The 15,124-nt window shown below is 51.5% G+C and carries 22 protein-coding genes and 3 pseudogenes; 21 read left to right on the forward strand and 4 right to left on the reverse strand.

Going from position 1 to position 15,124, the window contains the following annotated elements; translation table 11 throughout:
* Positions 1–1,816: 1,816 nt before the first annotated feature.
* The 8 genes from ACOYW1_RS05165 to ACOYW1_RS05200 all read left to right on the forward strand — a co-directional run bounded on the left by ACOYW1_RS05165 (position 1,817) and on the right by ACOYW1_RS05200 (position 5,639).
* The gene (locus ACOYW1_RS05165) at positions 1,817–2,254 is read left to right on the forward strand and encodes a DarT ssDNA thymidine ADP-ribosyltransferase family protein (protein WP_482423661.1); all 438 of its coding nucleotides are present in this window, start codon (positions 1,817–1,819) and stop codon (positions 2,252–2,254) included.
* Positions 2,255–2,304: 50 nt separating this feature from the next.
* Positions 2,305–2,760, forward strand: coding sequence for an HD domain-containing protein (locus tag ACOYW1_RS05170; RefSeq protein WP_482421931.1), 456 nt, complete (start codon positions 2,305–2,307; stop codon positions 2,758–2,760).
* Positions 2,757–3,032 carry a hypothetical protein gene (locus ACOYW1_RS05175; protein WP_482421932.1) on the forward strand — a complete coding sequence of 92 codons (276 nt, stop codon included), beginning with the start codon at positions 2,757–2,759 and terminating at the stop codon, positions 3,030–3,032. The genes ACOYW1_RS05170 and ACOYW1_RS05175 overlap by 4 nt, the downstream gene beginning before the upstream one ends.
* A complete protein-coding gene (locus tag ACOYW1_RS05180) occupies positions 3,025–3,336 on the forward strand; it encodes a macro domain-containing protein (RefSeq protein WP_482421933.1) in 312 nt (103 codons plus the stop codon). The genes ACOYW1_RS05175 and ACOYW1_RS05180 overlap by 8 nt, the downstream gene beginning before the upstream one ends.
* A gap of 95 nt (positions 3,337–3,431) precedes the next feature.
* On the forward strand, positions 3,432–3,980 hold the full coding sequence (locus ACOYW1_RS05185) for a hypothetical protein (protein WP_482421934.1): 549 nt from the start codon (positions 3,432–3,434) through the stop codon (positions 3,978–3,980).
* Between the two features lie 792 nt (positions 3,981–4,772).
* Positions 4,773–4,904, forward strand: coding sequence for a type II toxin-antitoxin system antitoxin SocA domain-containing protein (locus tag ACOYW1_RS05190; protein ID WP_482423662.1), 132 nt, complete (start codon positions 4,773–4,775; stop codon positions 4,902–4,904).
* A 239-nt stretch (positions 4,905–5,143) separates the two neighbouring features.
* Positions 5,144–5,299: a hypothetical protein gene (locus ACOYW1_RS05195; RefSeq protein ID WP_482421935.1), complete on the forward strand. Its 156-nt coding sequence runs from the start codon at positions 5,144–5,146 to the stop codon at positions 5,297–5,299.
* An 88-nt stretch (positions 5,300–5,387) separates the two neighbouring features.
* Positions 5,388–5,639, forward strand: a complete 252-nt coding sequence (locus tag ACOYW1_RS05200; RefSeq protein ID WP_482421936.1) for a hypothetical protein — start codon at positions 5,388–5,390, stop codon at positions 5,637–5,639.
* Positions 5,640–5,674: 35 nt separating this feature from the next.
* Here the strand turns inward: ACOYW1_RS05200 and ACOYW1_RS05205 are convergent, their stop codons facing one another.
* The 4 genes from ACOYW1_RS05205 to ACOYW1_RS05220 form a co-directional block, all read right to left on the reverse strand.
* Positions 5,675–6,436, reverse strand: a complete 762-nt coding sequence (locus ACOYW1_RS05205; RefSeq protein WP_482421937.1) for a hypothetical protein — start codon at positions 6,434–6,436, stop codon at positions 5,675–5,677.
* The gene (locus ACOYW1_RS05210) at positions 6,427–6,744 is read right to left on the reverse strand and encodes a hypothetical protein (protein WP_482421938.1); all 318 of its coding nucleotides are present in this window, start codon (positions 6,742–6,744) and stop codon (positions 6,427–6,429) included. Before ACOYW1_RS05210 ends, ACOYW1_RS05205 begins: the two co-directional genes overlap by 10 nt.
* A gap of 376 nt (positions 6,745–7,120) precedes the next feature.
* On the reverse strand, positions 7,121–8,512 hold the full coding sequence (locus tag ACOYW1_RS05215) for a terminase large subunit domain-containing protein (protein ID WP_482421939.1): 1,392 nt from the start codon (positions 8,510–8,512) through the stop codon (positions 7,121–7,123).
* Positions 8,418–8,759 (reverse strand): terminase gpP N-terminus-related DNA-binding protein, encoded by a 342-nt coding sequence (locus ACOYW1_RS05220; protein ID WP_482423663.1) that lies wholly within the window; start codon positions 8,757–8,759, stop codon positions 8,418–8,420. The genes ACOYW1_RS05215 and ACOYW1_RS05220 overlap by 95 nt, the downstream gene beginning before the upstream one ends.
* Positions 8,760–8,901: 142 nt before the next feature.
* Here ACOYW1_RS05220 and ACOYW1_RS05225 point away from each other — a divergent pair, with 142 nt between their 5' ends.
* The 13 genes and pseudogenes from ACOYW1_RS05225 (at position 8,902) to ACOYW1_RS05285 (ending at position 14,827) form a co-directional block, all read left to right on the forward strand.
* Complete coding sequence (locus ACOYW1_RS05225) at positions 8,902–9,066, forward strand: GPO family capsid scaffolding protein (protein WP_482421940.1); 165 nt, start codon at positions 8,902–8,904, stop codon at positions 9,064–9,066.
* 87 nt (positions 9,067–9,153) lie between these two features.
* Positions 9,154–9,660 carry a GPO family capsid scaffolding protein gene (locus ACOYW1_RS05230; protein WP_482421941.1) on the forward strand — a complete coding sequence of 169 codons (507 nt, stop codon included), beginning with the start codon at positions 9,154–9,156 and terminating at the stop codon, positions 9,658–9,660.
* A gap of 177 nt (positions 9,661–9,837) precedes the next feature.
* Entirely contained in the window at positions 9,838–10,011 is a 174-nt protein-coding gene (locus tag ACOYW1_RS05235; RefSeq protein ID WP_482421942.1) for a P2 family phage major capsid protein, read from the forward strand.
* A gap of 128 nt (positions 10,012–10,139) precedes the next feature.
* Positions 10,140–10,865: pseudogene (locus ACOYW1_RS05240) on the forward strand (P2 family phage major capsid protein); the annotation flags it as partial.
* Positions 10,866–11,065: 200 nt separating this feature from the next.
* A complete protein-coding gene (locus ACOYW1_RS05245; protein ID WP_482421943.1) occupies positions 11,066–11,248 on the forward strand; it encodes a hypothetical protein in 183 nt (60 codons plus the stop codon).
* Entirely contained in the window at positions 11,172–11,678 is a 507-nt protein-coding gene (gene gpM / locus ACOYW1_RS05250; RefSeq protein WP_482421944.1) for a phage terminase small subunit, read from the forward strand. Before ACOYW1_RS05245 ends, gpM begins: the two co-directional genes overlap by 77 nt.
* 101 nt (positions 11,679–11,779) lie before the next feature.
* Positions 11,780–12,253, forward strand: a complete 474-nt coding sequence (locus ACOYW1_RS05255) for a head completion/stabilization protein (RefSeq protein ID WP_482421945.1) — start codon at positions 11,780–11,782, stop codon at positions 12,251–12,253.
* Positions 12,254–12,255: 2 nt separating this feature from the next.
* The gene (locus ACOYW1_RS05260; RefSeq protein WP_482421946.1) at positions 12,256–12,627 is read left to right on the forward strand and encodes a phage tail protein; all 372 of its coding nucleotides are present in this window, start codon (positions 12,256–12,258) and stop codon (positions 12,625–12,627) included.
* 71 nt (positions 12,628–12,698) lie between these two features.
* A complete protein-coding gene (locus ACOYW1_RS05265; RefSeq protein ID WP_482421947.1) occupies positions 12,699–13,226 on the forward strand; it encodes a hypothetical protein in 528 nt (175 codons plus the stop codon).
* Positions 13,227–13,462: 236 nt separating this feature from the next.
* A pseudogene (locus tag ACOYW1_RS05270) lies at positions 13,463–13,681 on the forward strand (DUF2586 family protein); the annotation flags it as partial.
* A pseudogene (locus tag ACOYW1_RS05275) lies at positions 13,672–14,256 on the forward strand (DUF2586 domain-containing protein); the annotation flags it as partial. The pseudogenes ACOYW1_RS05270 and ACOYW1_RS05275, both read left to right, overlap by 10 nt.
* Before the next feature lie 143 nt (positions 14,257–14,399).
* Positions 14,400–14,501, forward strand: a complete 102-nt coding sequence (locus tag ACOYW1_RS05280) for a hypothetical protein (RefSeq protein ID WP_482421948.1) — start codon at positions 14,400–14,402, stop codon at positions 14,499–14,501.
* A 134-nt stretch (positions 14,502–14,635) separates the two neighbouring features.
* Complete coding sequence (locus ACOYW1_RS05285) at positions 14,636–14,827, forward strand: phage protein (RefSeq protein ID WP_482421949.1); 192 nt, start codon at positions 14,636–14,638, stop codon at positions 14,825–14,827.
* Positions 14,828–15,124: the final 297 nt, after the last annotated feature.

Genomic DNA, 15,124 nt, shown 5'->3' on the forward strand with positions numbered 1-15,124 from the left:
GACTCTTCAAGGCTTGTCATAAAACCTACGATTCCTGTTTTATTTTGTTCCGAAATTTTTTGACGAGTTAAAAACTCTGCCTGATAAACAGCCTTTTAAAAATGTTAATGTTTCTTGAAATAGAGGGTACTGATGAGAAAAATTCTGATTGAACAACTTTGAGTCATGGAAAAATTAAGTCTCATATAGATGATTTTTCCTGAAGATTCAGATTATGAGATTGAACTTAAAATTAACAAAAATGTTAGCAACAAATGTGTTTCCATATACTTTGTTGATTTTTCTCTCCAAAGTACTTAAAATAGTATAGTCTCAAATTGATACAATAAACAATGTTTCTAATATCTTTTCCTATGAGCTTAAATTTGAAGTGTTTTCAAAATTTGATGGTTTTGGAAGCAGTACGATTCGTTTTGTTGCAGGCAAATACATCATGTGACCCAATTGTCGCAAACAATGCTGTCTACAACCGAGGTAATATTTTTTCTTTACTGTTTTCTGATAATGCAACAACTTCAAATTTTACACTCAAACTCTTGCCAAATGATTTTTGATTCGTTTTAAAGAATCTGAGAATACGGATTTAAATACCATCTTTAAAAATATTTCATCTGTACTCTCTTTCTTATTTTTGATTTCCAATTCATCCTCTTTTACTGATACTTATTGCTGAACTATAAAATTTCGGGGTATAAATCGATTTCTCTATGTTTCTGCTTCCAATATTGAAGACCATAACTATAAATTATTATATAAAATATACGCATGGGCTTATGAGGGGAAGATTCTATAAAATTGGATTGGTTAGAAATGTGCTTTCTATTCATCTTGACTCAGAAGGTAAAATAAAATTTGATAAAGAAGTTTGGGAAGCTGTCAAGTTAACTATCAAATATATCTGAAGGATAATGTTAAAAGTTATTTAGATGTGAAAAATAAGATTGGAGAGTTTGTTATCGAATCATCTTCCAAGACTTATGCTATGGCCGATGAACTTCTCAGTTCGTTTAAAAGTAGTGTTTTTATTTTCATAACATTTATACTGACAGTTGTTGTTGTTAATGGCTTAAAAGATACCGGGTCTAAAAGTGTGTTCTCAGATATTTATTTAGGGATTGTAGTAATACTTTGCATTGTGTCTCTTGTTTGGCGTGCAATGATGAGATTTGAATATTACATCAATTTGAGAACGCTGCAAATACTATCAAAAAAATATTAAAATTGAACTATCAAAAAGTATTAATGGCTTCAGAAATTGATGAATGCATTGATCCGGTTATTGTTGAGAATCGTATTTATCTTGAAAGGCAGGTTTCAAAGTATTCTAAATGGTGGCTGTGGATAATTCTTATTTTTGGCCTTTCTTACATTGCAGCAAATTTGTATTTTGAACACTCTGATATTTTTAAAAGAAAGATTGAAGTGATCGATACTTCAAGTGTGATCGCAAAATAGTCTGCGGTGACAACACGAAAAAAATGAGGCCGACTGTTTTGGCCTGTGATGAAACCTCTGTTTATCCGATGTTAATATGCTGAAAAATAGATATAATAAAGTTAGGGCTCGGCAATAGTCGAGCCTTTTTTGAAATTAATACTGTTGCTAAATTGTTGAGTATAGGTGTATGCTTCTTTGAATTCAGAGTGTGATTGTGTCTACTGTCATGGATGGATTTTTGTTTATAACAAAGAGGTGATATAATGAGTATTCCGAAAAGTTTAAGAGGAAAATATGCCTATCATTTTACTGTGTTAGATAACCTGTCGTCTATTCTTGAGAGTGGCCTTTTATGTACAAATGAAAAAAAAATAGGGGGATAAACCATACTGATGTTGCAGAAAATGGGATACAAAGAAGACGGAGTGAAATGATTGTTCCCGGATCAGGCGGTAAGTGTGTTCATGATTTTGTCCCTTTTTATTTTGCAAGGCTGACTTCAATGCAATTGTCCATTATTAACAAAAAAAACATTGATCAATGTCTGCTAATTTATTTTGCGGTTTCTTTAGATATACTTGAAAGAAGGACAGGTTTTTTTTCAGATGCTTCTGCGAATACCGAGGATCCCCCAAATTTTTACAAGCATGATTGTGCCTGTATGTTAGATACACTAATTGATTGGAATACCATAGAATCTAACTCATGGGGGTATACAGATGATGACCAACGCCATAGAAAGATGGCTGAGCTATTAATTCCTCAAAGTGTCAGTCTGTCTGATATCAGCCATATAGATGTTTGGATGGTTCAGTAAGATCATGTGTATTGCGCGAGTTTGCCAATAAAGGAGTTACACCGCCACCTGTGAAATTTGATGATTATCATTATTTTACAGATTTTAAACGTGATAAAGGAGCATCTATTGTCGCTGGTCCAATTGACTTAAGTTTAGCTGTAAAAAGAACAATTGATAATATCGCTGATAAAAGATCGGGTTGCACTCCTGAATATCAAAATCTTCAAATTGCGCTTCAGTCTATAGATGCCAATTTTGGTTGTATCGATGAGCTGGCAGAAATAGATTCGTTGGAAACTGATAATGATGTACATCCTGAAAATGTAGGTAGTCACACGCGCTCTGTCGTTCGAATACTTGTTTCAATATCTGAATATGAGCAATTAGATTCGCATAACAAAAAAATCGTTAAAATAGCAGCTTATTTCCATGACATAGGCAAGTTAAAAAGTCCAAAAAAGATGGGCGCCAGAAAGTTGATAGTAACCATCCAAGAGCTTTGCCACTGTTGGAGCGAATCTTGACTCATGAAATTGGTGGATTGGATTTGTATGATATTGAAAGAATCATAAAGCTTGTTGCGTATCATGACCTTGTGGGCGATATTGTTGCAAAAGATAGAGATAAGAAACAGTTATTTGATATAGTAGATAATATAGATACACTGAATATGCTCATAGCACTTGGTGTTTCAGATATGCAATCGATTCAGAGTGTTTGGGCGGATATTTATAGGCCTGCTATAAATGAGCTTAGAACAAAAGTAATAGAAAATTTAGGTAATGACAATGGTTGAATTTATATCAGGTGACTTTTTCGATTACGATGCAGATATTAGGGTCAACACGGTTAATTGTGTCGGCGTTATGGGTGCTGGTGTTGCATTGGCATTTAAGAGAAAATACCCTGATATGTTCAAGGATTATGTTAAAAAATGTAAGGCTGGTAAAATTAAACCCGGGATTCCAGATGTTTGGCATGAGGGAGATCTCTTTTCAAAAGGGGTTACGATTATAAACTATCCGACTAAGACAATTGGAGAAATCCTTCTGAATACAAATATGTTGAAGATGGCCTTGTTTGGCTTGCATCATATTTAAAAGATCAACCTGAAAAAGTCGTTACCCTTCCTGCACTTGGTTGTGGGCATGGTGGGTTAAAATGGGAGAACGTAAAGTCACTAATTAAGAAATATTTGCATGATTCTCCGGCTCATATTCTTGTTTTCGAGCCAAAAAGTTCAAAGAATATAAAGAAAACTAATGTTTTGGATCTAAACCTGTTAACTGAGTTTGGTATAAATAGTGTCGAGTTTTCATCATATGAATACCCACAAAAGCTTAAAATGTTGACGGAAAAGACCCTTTATTCTTATGGAGTAGATACTAAACGTTTCAAGTTTGATATCACCGTTGTATGCAGCACAAAACCAAGTGAATATGAGATAAATAAAATTCAGGAAATAATAAAGATATGTCAATCTCACAGTCTGAGTATTTTATTGGGTGGCAGTGCATTCGAGAAGAAAATAGCCCAAGAATGTTCTGAGAAAGGAGTGGATACTACTGTTTTTTTACCCACAAATATTTATGAGATTGTCCAGGATTTGATGAACTATGGTGAAAAGACGGTCAAAAAGCTTTCTATTGGAGACCCATTCGTCTCTTTTGACAAAAAAGAATTTTTCGCCCTCTGTCTTTTCAAGAATTTATTTGTCAAATACTACGCTCTTTACAACAGATAAGTTGAGTTGGGTTACAAAGCAGAAAAAAGATACTTAATAGTAACTCTCGTATGTTTTTTTTGGATCGTATAGAAATAGATGAACAACTCGCCTCCAGGTTAATGAAAATGGACATTTGTATGATCGATGCAGCCACAACTGGTGAACAATTGGTTAAGGCTTTACTTAATGCTATAGAATGATTGGCTTAGTCCAGTGTGAAGGGGTTCGTCTTGGCATATGGAACAGCTCTTTTCACAAAGACATGTTTCCAAATGCGGAGCACCATGTTAGGCCTACACATCCGACAAACAGATCTTTTTTGTCACTTCTTTTTGTTCTTCTGTGCCTATTCGTCGTGGGGGCCGCACAGCGAATAGAGTTATACGTTGTTGAAATTTTAGGTTGGTGTGTTGAGTAAAATTTTCCTATATGTCAAAGGTTTGTTGTTTTTCGAGTTGAATTATTGACATATAATGCACTGCATGGGAAATGTACTTATTCATTGAAATATGATTTATGATCTGTTAATTGTTTTTTTCAGTTTTGTATTCTATGATTCATTAAAGACAAATCACAAAATTACTTTGTGATTTTTAAATATTACTTTTCGAGTATAAATTTTATTATGGATGAAATTGCAAGTTCTGTATTGTCAGATATACACCGTAGTAAGGAGGTATATTCTACAGTATAGCTTAAGCCTGTAAATTTAATAGTTTTAGATATTGCCAGAATGTACGCATGCTACGATAACACCACTAAAACTCCAAAAATTAATTTATTTTGGACATGGGTGGTCGTTAGCTTTGGCTGAAAAACCTTTGGTTAAAAGAAAAATTTCAGGCATGGAAATTTGGACCAGTATTACCATCTATTTATCATGAGTTTAAGCATTTTAAAAATTTAAGAATAAATCGACTTGCTAGGACTTGTCTATGGTGAATTACAAGAGCCTCTTATAAATGACCAATATCCCAAGAGTTTAATGGAAAAAGATATGGGAAGTTTATGGACATCTGTCTGGAATACAGTTGTCTGAAATAACGCATCTGCCTGATTCACCCTGGGATAAAGTTGTAAAGAAATTCCGAGGTGAAGATTATGTAGAAATCCCAAATGAAATAATTAAAGAGTATTTTGAGGCAAGATTAAATAGCTGATATATTGGATTGTTTTATGCCATGGGCGATACTATTGACTTAGACAAAATCAAAGCAATTGAAGTTGAAGAAGATTCACAAGGTATTTCAGCATACTTAGATGAATTAGCGGCTTATGAAAATCCAGAAAAATTTGATACAGAAAGCCCCTTAAGCCAGCTTAAAGCTTCTAGATGAACACTATCGAAATCAACTTGATAAGTTAGAAATTGATAAATTAAAACAGCATATAGAGTTAAGAAACGAATATGCTGGTAAATCATTTATGTTTGCAGTAGGTAGCTTTGTTGTACTAACAATTGTGATTTGTATAGTTGTTTTTCATAATATGAGATTCATTGGCAATGATAGCATGAAGTTTTATCCAGCTTTGGATAATAAGGTTCTTATTTCATTCATAACTGGGGTTACCGTAAACGTATTGGCCGCATTTATGGCTGTTATGAAAAATCTTTTTCCTAAAACGATTATTGGCACTGACGATAAAAAATCGAATGGAAAAGGGACCTCCCCTTGACACCTGGTACAGCCCCCTCCATCTCCACACCATTTTCAATCCCCATCACCCCGCCTGCAACACCTGAAACATCTCCCTCTGCTCACACCTCGACGCCCCTTTACGGATCTTTGCCAACGCCTCCGGTGGGATATCCACCGCACTGGGTGACAACGTATGTGAAAACGCCAGGTCCATGACGAAGGTATGTCCGCACAGGGTGTTGGTGCAGGAGCAGTAGAGCTGCTTGAACTCGTCGGAGATCTGGGTGCTGGACTGAATGGTGGCGGCCTGGCCGCATCGATTGCATTTGATTCGCATGGCTTCATTCCTTTCAGCCTTAATTTAGGTGCATATTCAGGTTCGTCAAAGGCTATCCGCCGGTTGCCGGTCAAATGGTCGTTGATTTGGAGGATGATGTTGCGGATGGGGACGATCTCGTTTTTTTCATAGACGATATCGGCCTTCGCGATGTCCGCCCCCCGGGCTTCTGCGGGGACGATGCTGGCCAGGGCCGGGGGGATGCGGTGGGTGGCGATGATGTCGTCCCGGGAGATGTTTTTGATCTTTTCCAGGTCGTCCTTGGTGGAAAAATCGCCCACGGGGATGATCTGAAAATCCTTCTCCCTGCCGTTGGGCACGTGGAGGTAGAGGTTGCGGAAGTTGCCCAGCTTCTTGGTGGACTTCACGGCGTCCCGGATGGCGTTCTGCTCCTTGTCCCCCTGGGTGGCGGCGGATGAATAGAAGATGTACCCGGCGTGGGCCCCGTTGAGATAGTAGCGCCGCCGGAAGAGGGTGGCGTCTTCGTTCAAGAGCATGGACTGGATGGCCCCAGGTAGGAGGGCAGCCCGTGGATGGTCTGGGCCACGTCGTAGTTCTTCACGTGGATCACCTCCCCGGGCTGGAAGTCCGTGCGGCTGCCGTCCACGTTGAGCATGCAGTACTGGCCTGGCTCCTTCATCCTGCGCATGTTGATGGCGGGCAGGTGCACCAGGGCGATGACCTCTCCCATCCAGTTGGTGATCTTCTGGAAGTAGGCGTTCAAAAAGGTGACGTAGTCCGTGACAAAGGGGAGCATCTGCAGCATGGGCACCGCGGCCGATCCCTTGAAGGCCCGTATGATCATGTTGGTTTTGAACTCCAGCAGGGGGCCGTGGTAGGCGTTGGCCCCGCGAAGCCGGGCCAGGCCTGCCAGGGAGACGGGGGGGGCTGTAGTAGCTGCTGTTGTCCAGGAGCCAGACGCCCACGTAGTCTTGGAGCTGGCTTGCCAGGATGGGGGTCGGTTCTCCGAAGTTGAAGGCCTCGGCGGTGCCGCCCTGGTCGTTCATGTGGTCCTTTTTCTGTTTTCTTTTTTTTCCCATGGGTGTTGCCTCCGGATTATAAAACTTCCACGCAAGCGCCTTGCGCCTGGTCGTGGCTGATGGGTTCGTTGACAAGGGCGTGCATGATGGACCAGGCCACGTCGGCATGGCCGGTGGTGTCCGTTCGGTTGGCGGAGTAGGTCACCTGGCCGTTGGGGTGTACGTCTGCCGGATGGTGAGGAAGGCGTGGGCGATGGTGGTCTCCTGGGCGTCCCATTCAAGACGGTTTGAGGTGATGATCTCCTGGGCCTTCAGGACCATGCGGGTCTTGCTGCCCACGGAGTAGTGGATGGCGTGGCCTGGGGGTAGAAGGTCTTCACCGTGTCGAACACGCCCATGCCCGGGCCGGTGACATCGATGCCCATATAGGTAAAATTGTACATGGCGCAGAGCTTCTTGATCTCGGCGGCCTGCCAGGTGAACGACTTGTTGACCCACTCGAACCGCTTGATCACACGGAATGTGCCGCCGGGTTTCAAGGGCGGGGCCACGATGACAAAGCTGGCATCGTCCCGGTGGCGCGAGGGATCGTAGCCGCCCCAGACCGGGCAGTTGCCGAAGGGGCGAGGGTGGTGGGATCAAGGTCTTTCCATTGGGAGATATCGGTGGGGCACGCCTCCAGGTCGGCAAAGCGGAGCACCCCCTGAAGGTGTCGTCCATGAACTGGCACCCGAAGAGGTTGGCGAACTCTGAGGGGGAGTACTCCAGCTCCAGGTCTTTGCGGTCGAACAGGTCGCAGCCCCCTGCCTCGGCATCGTCCAGGGTGATGATCTTGCGCCAGGCGTTGTCCGGGCAGAGGATGCCGGACTGCATCTCCTTGAAGCCGGGGAACTCCACCCGCTTTCTCTTGAAGCGCTTGTTGTACCGGTCCCCGGTCCAGAGGTCGTAGGCCTCATGGGTGACGGCGGACGGGGTGGAGAAGACGGTTTTTCTCCATCGCTTCTGGGAGGCCATGCCCGAGGCCACCTTGTAGAGCTCGTTGAACTTCTGGATCGAGAAGAACTCGTCAATGTACACGTTGCCGGTATGGCTCTGGGCGGACTTGGAGTTGTTGGAGAGGAAGTGCAGCTCCGCCGGGCCTTTTTCCGTGTTGAGGATAATGGGGTTGCCGGACAGGTCGATGTCGAAGTGCTGGCGGGCGATGCCCACGATGTACCGCCGGAACACCTCGGCCTGGTCCTGGGTGGCTGACAGGAAGATCTGGTTCCGGCCCGTGAGCACGGCGTCTTCAAAGGCCTCCTGGGCGAAGTACCAGGTGGCCCCGATCTGCCGGGACTTTAAGAGCATGCGGAACCGGTGGTGCCGGGCTTCCCGAAGCTCCATCTGATACCTGAAGTAGTGCTTGTGCATCTTGACTTTGAAGTCGTCTTCCTTGATGCCCGTGACGTCGTTTTTCTTTTTGCCCCGCTTGCGCTTCCCTCCGGAGGCGCCCTTTCTTTTATTCCCTTCCGACCCTTCCCCGGGGTGTCCCTTTCCTTCCATGAGCATGCGGCTGTGCCGAAGCTTCACCAGGCTTTCCACCAGGCTGTTCATTTCGGTGAGTTCCAGCTTGGTTTTTGTCCCGCTCGGAGAGGAGGGCCAGGCGCCTGCCCATGGCCTCCTCTACGCTTTCGGTGGAGAGGAGGTCGTCCCACTGCCCCTTGGTGCGCCAGTCGTACACCGTGCGCAGGGGCACGTTGACGATGGCGGCGATCTCCTTGGGGGTGTGGTGGCGCAGGAGAGGCGCTTGGCCGCGTCTTTTATTTCCTGTGTGTAAAGGCTCATGCCGTGAGCATACCAGCCCGAACCCAAAGCCCGATTTACTTCCATTCCGATAACGCCAAAATCGGAATTGGTTTCGTGTACAGTCCTTTTCCCGCCACCTATGTTGGGGGTGTTGATGACTTGAAACCCATGAGAACCGCCCCTACGAAGGAAAAAACATGCCTTCCTCCCTTGTGACTGATTGGAAATGTGTCGCCACCTCCGGCCCCACCGTGGACGGTCGGGTGCTTCAGCCCCAGTGGTTTATCGACATGGCCGAGACCTACAGCCCCGCCACCTACACCGCCAAGATCTGGATCGACCACATGCGCGGCGGTTCCTGACGGATTCGTGCGAGAGCTGAAGACCGAAGAGGTGGACGGCGTGCTGAAGCTTTACGCCAAGATCTCCCCGAACCGCTCCTGCTTTAGATGAACCAGGTGTGGGAGGAGTACCTCCACTTTTCCATTGAGGTGACTGAGGACTTTGCGGCCACGGGCAAAACCTACCTGACGGGCCTGGCCATGACCGATTCCCCCGCGTCCCTGGGTACCGATGAGATGCGGTTTAACAAGATGAAGGGCCGGGAGTTCACCGCCCGGTACGCCGGGGAGGAGGTGCCGGATTTGAGCAAAGAGTTCATGGGCGATGAGGACCGCTTCATGACCACCTTTTTCAGAAAGCTTGCCCACTTTTTTACAGACGAAAACCACGACGAAGAGACGGGAGACGACCCCATGAACAAAGAGCAATTCGAAGCCGTCAAGGACACCCTTGAGGCAACCCAGCAGGCCGTGGAAGGCCTTGCCGGCCACATGCAGACCTTTATGGAGACATTGAAGACGCCCCCGGCAGATGGCGGAAAAGGCGAGGGCGGCGAAGGCGGGAAAAAGAGGAGAGCCCGGCACCCGCAGGCGAGGCCCAGTACACCGAGCTGAAGGCGAGCATGGATACCATGGGCGAAGGCCTTCAACACCATGACCGAGCGCATGGAACAGCGCGTGCCCGGCACACAGTTCCGGGAGAACCCCAACCCTTCAGGGGAGCACGACGAGCTTCTGTGATGGCCTGAGATCGTCTTCCCTTCACTTCATACGTATTAAGGAGCACCGACCATGAACAAAACATCTCGCCTCGCATTCCACCAGATGGAAGCCCGGCTGGCGAAGACCTACGGCGTTGAAAACGTCCATGAGACCTTCACCGTGGAACCCACCCTGGAGCAGAAGCTTCAGGACAAGATCGTGGAGCAGTCCACCTTCCTCCAACATCAACGTCATTACTGTTGACGACCTGGAAGGCCAGAACATCCTGGGCGGCGCTGCCGGTCCGGCTTCCGGTCGCACCGACACCAGCGTGGACGGTAACGAGCGCAAGCCCAAAGACCTGCTGAGCCTGGAGCGCGTTCGGTTACCGGCTCTACCAGACCAACACGGACACCTACATCCGCTACGCCACCATGGACTCCTGGGCCAAGTTCCAGGACCTTCCCGAGCGCTACCAGCGCTACGTGCAGCAGCGCATGGCCACGGACCGGGAGATCATCGGCTGGCACGGCACCAGCGCGGCCCCGGACACCGACCTGGACGCCAACCCCATGATGGAAGACGTGAACAAGGGGTGGCTCCAGTACATGCGGGAGAAGATGAGCGCCAACATCCTCACCACCGGAGAGAAGGCGCAGAATGAAATCCGCATCGGCCCCGATGGCGACTTCATCAACCTGGACCACGCCGTGCTGGAGCTGGTGGAGGGGGATCCCCCGTATCTCCGCCAGGGCCTGGTGGCCCTTATCGGGTTGGAGCTGGTCGGCAAAGAAAAGGCGGCCCTTGCCATCGCCATGGGTGAGACCGCCTCCGAAAAGACCCTCACCCCTGCGGCCCTGGCCACCTTCGGCGGGCTGCCCTGGGAGACCCCCAGCAACTTCCCCGGCAGGGGCATTGTGATCACCAGCCATGACAACCTCTCCATCTATGTGCAGTCCGGCTCCTGGAGGCGCCACATCAAGGACAAGCCCGAGAAGGACCGCGTGGAAGATTTCAACAGCCGGAACGAGGGCTACGTGGTGGAGACCCAGAAAGTCGTGGCCGTGGAGTTCGACAAGGTGAAGCTCCTTCAGCCCGACGGGACCACCTGGGCATGACCGCCGGGCGTGTCCCGGGTATGACCGGGGGCCGGGGCTTTCCTCCTGGCCCTGGCCCCCACTTCATTGAAGGAGAAAACCCATGTCGTTGATGAAACGATTTCAGGAAAAGAAAAAAGAAGATCCGGCTACGGGGAAGGGGGAGTCCTTCGCTGTTCTGGGAACCATGCGCCACCTCGCCCATCGCCAGGCAGCAGACGTTGACCGGCTACGAAAAGGAGCTGGAGGACGACCTGGCCAAGCTCAAGCTGATCCGCAGCAAGAAGCAGAAAGAGACGGAGAAGGCCCAGCACCTGGTGCCCGTACATGCCCGTGGTGGAGACCTTGAAGGCGTCCGGCTCCGACCACCCCCTGCTTGGGCAGATCCTGGTGTGGCTCTTTGACATCGCCGACATCCACGCAGGCATGGCCCTGGCCCTCTACTGCATCGAGCACGGCGTGCCCATGCCCGAGCGGTTCCGCCGGGACCTGCCACCTTCCTCTGCGACACCATCCTGGCCTGGGCCGACGGCGAGCACGAGGCCGGGCAGAGATGGTGGAGCCCTACTTCGGCCAGGTGTGCGAGCTGGCCGAAGACTGGGACATCCCCGACGAGGTGAGCGCCAAGATGTTCAAGCCAAGGGCCTGGTGGCCATGGACCTGGAGTCCTGGGCCGAAGCCGTAACCCATTTTGAACGTGCCACGGAGTATGGCGCTTCAGTGAAAACCGTGCTGGGCAAAGCACGGAAGAAGCTGGAGAGCGCCAAGCCCGCCGAGGAGAAGCCCGCCGAACCGGCTGAGGCCTCCGGGGCGGAAGCCGAAGGCACCGAATAAAGCTCCCACACCACCGGCCGATCCCGCCGGGCCGTGCGTCCACGTTATGTGAAACGCTTCGGACCCAGGCGGGGGCCGGTCCGTTCAACCAAGGAGACACCATGAGTTTTACCGGGTTTGCAGACGAATTGCCCAAGGGGACGATGGTCCAGAACAACGCGTTCTGGCCGGACATCGACCTGGCCGAGTTCCAGGAGGCCTACCGCTTGCCGGGTGAGTACCGGGAAGCCTTGCTGGCCGATCGGATGAGGCTAGGCATTCTCTGGGCCAACAAGGAGCTGGCCGGGTTCCGGGCGCGACATGCCGAGGCGGGCAGGACGAGCCTGTCCGAGGTGCCCGTGGACGACGGCGAGATGCTGGGGGACCTTCATCCCCTTGTTTTGCAGTACGTCCGGGCCGTGTGCTGCCACGCCAAGGGGCTTCTGCTTTCGGACTACGCCACCATGCTGCGGAAGAACGACGCCCATCCCGACGCCAAGGAAGCGCCGGAGACCGCGGACCGATGGTTCCGGGAAGCCCTTTCTGCCCTGGCAGATATGCAGGGCACCATGACCATCCATGTGGAGGCCCTCTAAGGATGAAGAAGTTATCCGGCCTTGCTGCCCACCTGTTGACCCTTCCGGCATCACCGGGACCAGATGGAAGCCTTTGCCGACCAGGGGAAACTTTCCCTCATCGGCAAGGACCTGGGCCACGGCCTGGAGGTGGTCCGTACCGGTACGACGCGGTGATCTCCATCGAGAGGTGCCCGGGCTCCGTTGCCGAGTTGCTTCTTTCCTGCATCGTGCTTTGGCTGGCCAAATACGACGTTGAGCGCTTTGAACTCGACCTGGCCGACCCGGACGTGGATGTGTCCCTCTCCGACGAGCAGACCGTGGACGTGGAGATCGGCGTGGAGTTTGACGAGCCCCTGGGCGATCGTTCCGCTGCAAGGGCCCCTTGCCTTTGAAGGCGAGCAGTGGCGGGTGGAGATGCCGGGGTGAACGTGGCCGAGAATCTGGCCGGGCTGGAGGCGGTTTGATGAACCTGGCAGTCAAGCAAGACCAACGGAAAACCCTGCGGCTTCTGGATCAGTTGGACGTGCTCTCCATGAGCACGGCGCAGTCCCGCAGGCTCCTGGCCGATATCGGCAGGCAGACCCGGGAGAAATCCCGGACAACGTGCGGGGCCAGAAGACCGTGTCCGGAGAAAGGATGGCACCCCGGGCCGATGGCCGGACCAGTGATGATGCGCAAGATGGCTAAGGGCATGCAGACCAAGGTGGTGAGCAAGAGCAAGGCCACCGTGGGCTGGAAGAACGTGGGCCAGGCCAAGGTGGCGGACCGGCATCACCGGGGCGTGGCCGAGTCCGGACGCCCAGGAAAAGGCAAGCTACCAGTTGGCGCGCCCGACTACAAAAAGCCCGCCACCGCGGCCCAGGCAAGGGCCCTGAACCGGGAAGGGTTCTCTGCTGCCGGGTGGCCAGGAAGCGGGGGGAGGGGCGGGTCTCAAGCGGGTGCCTGCCAAGTGGATCATGGACAACATGACCCTGGGCCAGGCCCGGGCTGATCCTTCGCCTGATGCGGCGACAAAACCCGCAAAGGCAGAGCTGGGACACCAAACCCGCACCCCGGCCCATCCTGGAGGCCACCCCGGAGAATGCCGACGCCTTTCTCACCCAAATGACCGAAGACGCCTATGCGTGCGACGCGCATAGAGCGAAGGAGCTTAGGAAAAAAAATGTCACTTGGAACTATTTAGATTAACCGGCTCAACCTCATGCAGGGACCCCTGCCCGAGATCGAGCGTCACTTCCTGTTGATCGGGAGGGCACCGTCAACCAGGGCAAGGTGCTTTCCGTGAGCAACGCCACGGACCTGGACGAAGCCCTGGGGGCGGATGCCTCCAACCTCAAGACCCAGGTGGAGGCCGCCATGGTCAACGCCGGGCAGAATTGGGGGCCAGCGCTGTCCTCGCCGCCCACGGGTCCTGGGCCGATGCCGTGGACTACGCCATGGAGGTGACGAGCTGCGAGGCCATCGTCATCACCGACCCCGTGACCCAAAAGACCGACATCGAGGCCATGTTCACCAAGGCCAAGTCGATCCTGGCCACCGACATGCGGCCCGTTTTCTTCATGGCCAGCGTACGGGGCTGCGGAGTGGAAGAGGCCTGGGCCGATTACATCGCGGCCATCAAGCCCATCACCGACGGCGTGGCCGCCGACCAGGTGTGCGTGGTGCCTGCCCTGTGGGGACCGGACCAGGGCACCTTGGCCGGGCGCCTTTGCAACCGGGCTGTCACGGTGGCGGACACGCCCATGCGGGTGGCCACCGGTCCCCTCATCGGCACCTTCGGCGAGAGGCCCACGGACAAGGACGGGGCGACGCTCTCCATGGCTCACCTGAAGGCCCTGGACGCGAACCGGTTCTCGCTCCCCGAAGCGGTACCGCATTACCCCGGGGTGTACTGGGGCGACTGCAACATGCTGGACGTGCCCGGGGGCGACTTCCAGGTGGTGGAGAACCTACGCGTCATTCAGAAGGCCATGCGCCAGGTGTATCCCCTGACCGTGGCGCGCATCGGCGACCGCCGCCTGAACTCCACGCCGGAGTCCATCGCCCAGAACGCCAGCTTATTCACGTGGCCCCTGAGCAACGTCCATCGGGTCGCGCATCGGCAAGGAGATCTTCCCCTGGGGAAATCCATCCCCCGGCCCGGGACGCCATCACCATCCAGTGGGTGGATAAGGACTCCGTGCGCATCGACACGAAGGCGTGGCCCTACAACTGCCCCAAAGACATCACCGTGAACCTGATGCTGGATCTCAGCACCAACGCATAGGAGTGACCCATGAAGCGAATCAGCAACAGCAGCTTTTCATTTAGCCTGGGGGATTTGCTGCGGGGCGGAGAGGCCTCCTCCCTCTCCATTGAAAGACGGGCGGAAGTCCGTTCAGGACGGGGGCGTGCCCAACGGTGTGGGTGCCCGGGGCGGGCGGCAGCGCCTCCGGGAGACATCGAGCTGGACGCCCGCCTGATGGCCATGGCCATCCGCGGCAGCAGCGGCTGGCCAAGGGCTCCTGGCAGGGCATCGAGCCCGTGGACCTTCAGTTCTACGCCAAGGGGACCAAGGAGGAGGAGAACGTGGAGGCCTTCGGTGCCTTCTGAACCTCAAGGACATCATGGACTACGACCCCACCAGCGACAAGAATGCCAACCGGCTTTGAGGTGACAAGCCCCAACTTTGTGAAGCCGGATACCCTACCTCGATCCGGCGCAGGGTGGAAGGGCTCACCGACTGATATCGACCGCGCACAGATCCTTGAAGCCCGCGAGCGCAACGCCGCCGTGGCCAGCGCCCGGGCCGCCCTTCCCACGGGGCCGGGCCTTGCGATCTGCGCGCACTGCGAAGAACCGATCCCCGAAGGGCGCAGAAGGCAATGCCCGGCTGCACCCTGTGTCGGG

This window comes from Desulfoluna sp. CYM3A, assembly GCF_056829965.1.